2 protein-coding genes are annotated in these 5,003 nt (G+C 78.2%); one reads left to right on the forward strand and one right to left on the reverse strand.

Going from position 1 to position 5,003, the window contains the following annotated elements:
• The coding region (locus tag ACFXDE_RS43640; RefSeq protein ID WP_380499767.1) for a protein kinase at window positions 1-1,593 on the reverse strand (1,593 nt) is incomplete at its 3' end.
• Between the two features lie 382 nt (window positions 1,594-1,975).
• Here ACFXDE_RS43640 and ACFXDE_RS43645 point away from each other — a divergent pair.
• Window positions 1,976-4,846 carry an FtsK/SpoIIIE domain-containing protein gene (locus ACFXDE_RS43645; protein WP_380499768.1) on the forward strand — a complete coding sequence of 957 codons (2,871 nt, stop codon included), beginning with the start codon at window positions 1,976-1,978 and terminating at the stop codon, window positions 4,844-4,846.
• Window positions 4,847-5,003: the final 157 nt, after the last annotated feature.

The following is a 5,003-nucleotide window of genomic DNA, read 5'->3' on the forward strand; positions in this document are numbered from 1 at the left end:
GCGCTGCGGGGCGGGCGGCTCGGCCCGGCGCACCGGGGCGGGCGGGGGCGGCGGCGGGTAGCCGGCCTGCGACCGGCCGTAGCCCTCCGGGGCCTGCCGGTAGCCGCCGGGCGGCTGCGGACGGCCGCCCTGGCCCGCCTGTCCCCCCTGGTTCGCCTGGTTCGCCCGGTAGGGCGGCGGGGCGACCGGCGGGCGCTGGGCGTACCCGGGCGGCGGCGGGCCCTGGCGGCGCTGGTCGGGCCGGGGGCCGCCGGGCTGCTGGGGCTGGTACGCCCCGGGGTGACCGCCCTGGCCCGGGTATCCGCCCTGACCCCCCTGGCCCGCCTGGTAGGGCTGCGGGGCGACCTGCGGCTCCTCGAAGTCCTCCGGGCCGAAGTAGCCGACCTGCGTCTGCTGGTTGCGGTCCCGCGCGGCGCGCAGCTGCGTCTGCCACGGGTGCGGCGCCTCCTCCTGCGGCGGGCCCGGCGGGGGCGGCGGCACCGCGGTGGGCGGCATCACCTGCGTGCGGTCCGCACTGCCGTACGGGGGCGCGGGCGACGGCTGGGTGCCCATCACCCGGGTCGCCGCGGCCGGGTCGAACTGCGGGGCGCCGGGGCCGCCGGCGGGCAGCACCTGGGTGCGGTCCTCGCTCGCCGGCGCGAACGGCGCGCCCGTGGCCGTGCCCGGCACCGAGGCGGGCTGCGGGTCCGGCTGCAGCAGCGCGCCGACCGCGATCGCCGCGTCCACGGCCGCCGGGGAGGCGTGCACGCCGACGCCCGCCGCCACCACGCGCAGCGCCCGCGCCAGCGAGGTCGCGGACGGCCGCTGCGCCGGGTCCTTGCGCAGGCAGCGCTCGATCACCGTCCACAGCGGCTCGGGCATCGTGCTGGGCCGCTGCGGCTCCTGGGCGAGGTGCGCCTGGAGGACCGCGAGCGCGCCGTCGCCCTGGAACGGCTGGCGGCCGGTGACCAGCTCGTACAGCATGATCCCGGCGCCGTAGACGTCCACGGCGGAGGTCTGGGCGCGGCCCTCGGCGGACTCCGGGGCGACGTAGGCGGGCGTGCCGACGAACTCGTGGGTGCGGGTGATGCCCGGGGAGTCGGCGAGGCGGGCGATGCCGAAGTCGGTCAGCATCGGGTGCATCTGCTCGGTGCCGTCCACCAGGACGGAGGCGAGCAGGACGTTCGCCGGCTTGAGGTCGCGGTGGACGATGCCGTCGGCGTGGCTGGCCGCGAGCGCGTCCGCGACCTGGGCCATCAGCAGGGCGCCGGCGATCGGGCTGAACGGGCCGTTGGAGCGCAGGTAGCGGGCCAGGTCGGGGCCCTCGACGAGGTCCATCACGAGGGCCAGCAGTTCGCCCTCGACGACCAGGTCGCACACCCGGACGATGTTGGGGTGGGTGAGCCGCAGCAGCAGGGAGCGCTCGCGCAGGAAGCGCATCACGACGTCCGGGTCCGCGGCCAGTTCCTCGCGCAGCACCTTGATCGCCACGGCCTGCCCGGGCTCGCCGCCGGGCACGTCGGCGTCCGGGCGCACCCGCCCGCGCCAGACGGTGCCGGTGGCCCCCCGTCCGAGGGTCTCCTCAAGCACATACTTGCTGCCGACTGGCCGCACCTGTCGCACTCCTCGCCGTGCCGCCCGCGCGGGGCGCTCCTCCGCCGGTGCGGTGAGCCTGCCGGGCCCCTGTCTGCGGCCACTCTAACGGTGACCGTTCGGGTTTCGGAGGCGACCGGCAGGCCGTCCGACCGGTCTCGGGGACGGGTTGGGGGACATCCCCTAGGGAAGGGTCACGGGCACCGCCGGAGCACCGGTTGACCTGACCCTCCGCCACCTCCAACATGGCGATCATCGCAAGATCGTCAAATCCGGTACCGTGCGCGGACCGTCCGTGACGGATGGCAGGATGGACACTCGCCACCTTTGTGGCCCAGCGGCCGCCCGAGCCGCGAGGCAGCGGTACCAGGCTTCACATCAGCAGAAGGGACCCGCGGGCGAGATGCAGATCCGGCTGACCGTCCTCCGACCGCGCAGCGGCCCGACCGCCGCCGGCACCGCCATCCCCTACGTGGACGTACTGGTCACCGCGCCCGTGGGCACCGCGCTCGGCGCCCTCGCGGGCGCGCTCGCGGGCGCCGTGGGCGTGCGCGGGCCCCGGGCCGCCACCCACGTGCACCTCTACGCCGGGGCGCACCGGGTGGACGAACACACCCTGCTCGGCCATCCTCCGCTCCTCGACGGCGCCGTCCTCAGCCTCAACGAGCCGGACCCGACCGCCGACGACCCCGACGACGCGACGGCCGCCGCCGAACTGCGCGTGGTCGGCGGCCCCGACGCCGGCGGCGTGCACCGCCTGCACGGCCGGGAGATCCGGGTCGGCCGCTCCGGCGAGGCCGACGTCCCGCTCGACGACCCGGACGTCTCCCGGCTGCACCTGTCCCTGCACCTCGCCGAGGACGGCCGGGTCACCGTCCGCGACCTCGGCTCCACCAACGGCACCACCCTGGACGGCCGGATCGTCCCGCCCGGCCCGCTGGAGGAGGCCGTCCCGCTCGACCCCGGAGCCCTGCTGCGGATCGGCGAGTCCACCCTCCAGCTCGCGGCCCCCGAACCCGGCGAGCCCGCCCGCGCCGCCGTCCCGGACGGCCACGGCCACCTCCAGCTCGCCGCCCCCGGCCCCGTCCGGCCCGCGCCGCCCGTCGCCGAACCGCCCGCCGCCCCCGAGCCCGCCGCGGGCCGCGGCCGCGGACTGCTCTCGCTGCGGCTCGGCCGCACCGCCGAACCGCCCGGACAGGAGAGCGCCGAGCGCCACCACGCCGCCGTCCGGATCCGCCAGGCCGCCGCCCAGCGCGAACGCTGGCCCGACCTCGCCACCCTCCTGCTCAACGCCGTCGGCCCCGGCCCCCGGCTCTGGGAGCGCGGCCCCGGCCACCCCGACGCGCTCACCCTGCGCCTGGGCACCGCCGACCGCCCCGGCAGCCCCGGCACCACCCCCGGCACGACACTGCCCGCCGTCCCGGTCACCCTCGACCTGCAGACCGCCGGCAGCCTCGGCCTCAGCGGCCCGCGCGAGCGGCTGGACGCGCTCACCCGCGCCGTCGTCGCCCAGCTCGCCGCCCTGCACCCGCCGAGCGGCCTGAGCCTCGTCGTCGTCGACTCCGACCACGCCCGCACCCCGCAGGATCGCGTCGACACCTGGGCCTGGGCCCTCTGGCTGCCCCACCTGCGCCCCGTCGAGGGCCAGGACTGCCGCCTGCTGCTCGGCCTCGACGACGAGCAGGCCACCGCCCGGCTCACCGAGCTCACCGCCCGGCTCAGCGGCCCGGTCGGCCTCGGCGGCCACCCCGCCACCGTCGTCGTGGTCGACGGCCGCCCGGCCACCGAGACCGCCCGGCAGGCGCTGGACCTGCTGCTGCGCCAGGGCCCGGCGGTCGGCATCTTCCCGATCTGCCTCGCCGAGCAGCCCGAACTGCTCCCCCGCGGCGTCGGCGCCACCGCCCTGATCACCGGCGAGGTCGGCACCCACCTCTCGCTCGACCGCCCGGTCGCCCGCGGCCGCGAGACCCTGCACGAGGTCTCGCTGGACGCCGTCTCCGACGCCTGGGCCGAGCGGCTGGCCCGGGTGCTCGCCCCGCTGCGCGAGGCCGCCCCGGCCGCCCGCGGCCCGCTGCCGGACGCCCTGCGGCTGCTCGACCTGCTGCAGCTCGACACCGTCACCCCCGCCAAGCTCTCCGCCCGCTGGGACGCCCACGCCGGCGGCATCGGCGCCGCCACCGCGCTGCTCGGCACCACCCGCGACGAGCTCTGCACGCTCGACCTCGCCGATCCCGAACTGGCCCTCCCCTCCCCCGACCCGGGCGGCCCGCACCTGCTGATCGGCGGCGCGCGCGGCTCCGGCAAGACGGAGCTGCTGCGCACGCTCGTCGCCTCGCTCGCCGTCTCCGAGCGGCCCGAGCGGCTGGCCGTCACCATCGTCGAGGGCCGGGCCACCGAGGACGGGCTGGACGGCTGCACCGAGCTCCCGCACGTCACCGGGCGGGTCAACGCCGCCTCCGACCCGCGCCAGGCGCTGCTCGCCGCGGAGGCGCTGGAGGACGAACTCGCGCTGCGGGAGCGGCTGTTCGACGGCCTCGACTTCGCCTCCTGGCACGCCGCCCGCATTCTCGACGGCCAGCACAGCCTGGACGGCCAGCACAGCCTTGCCGGTCAGCACAGCCTCGACGGCCGACAGGGCCTCGGTACAGGTGCGGACGCCCCGCAGGTGCCGGTGCCCGCCACCGTCGGAGCCGCCGCGCCCCCCGCGCCCCGGGTCATCGGGCCGCGCGGCGCCGACGGCCCCCGGCCCGCCGCCCCGGGCTCCCCGGTCCCCGCCCGGCTGGTCGTCGTGGTCGACGACTACGACGCGCTGCTCTCCCCCACCTCCCCGGCCGGCCGCCCGCTGGCCCGCGCGCTCGCCGCCGTCGCCCGCCGCGGCGGCCCGCTCGGCGTCCACCTCGCGGTCACCACCGGCCGGCCCGAGGAGAGCGCCGGCACCGAGGTCGACGAGGCCGCCCTGCTCCGGATCGCGCTGCGCACCGAGGACCCGGCCGACTCCGACCTGCTGATCCACCTGGGCGACGCCGCCGCCCTCCCCGAGGACACCCCGGGCCGCGGCTACCTGCGGCTGCCGGACGGCGGCGTCTGCGCCTTCCAGGCCGCCCGGATCAGCGGACGCATCCCGCGCACCGCGACCCTGCGCCCGACGGTCGTCGCGATAGACCCGCTCCAGCTCGGCGCCCCGCCCGCCCGCCGCCCGGTCCGCGAACTCGGCAACGGCCCGACGGACCTGGCGCTCCTCGCCAGCGCCCTCCAGCGCGCGGCGACCCGCTGAGGGCCGGCGTCCCGCGGCGCGCACGGAAAGGGGCGGGGGCCGCGGGCGAAGACGCGGGCCCCGCCCCCATTGGCGGCCGGACGTACGATCGCAACGAGCCGGTGCGCAGGCTGTCTCATATAAACAAAAGACGCAGCCGCCGAGTTAGGGGGTGTTT

Origin of the sequence: Kitasatospora sp. NPDC059408, from assembly GCF_042751525.1 — a bacterium.
GTDB lineage: Bacteria > Actinomycetota > Actinomycetes > Streptomycetales > Streptomycetaceae > Kitasatospora.

Excerpts from the sequence above, each read along its gene's own strand:
- ACFXDE_RS43645 (WP_380499768.1), top strand. The coding sequence starts at position 1,976 with ATGCAGATCCGGCTGACCGTCCTCCGACCGCGCAGCGGCCCGACCGCC.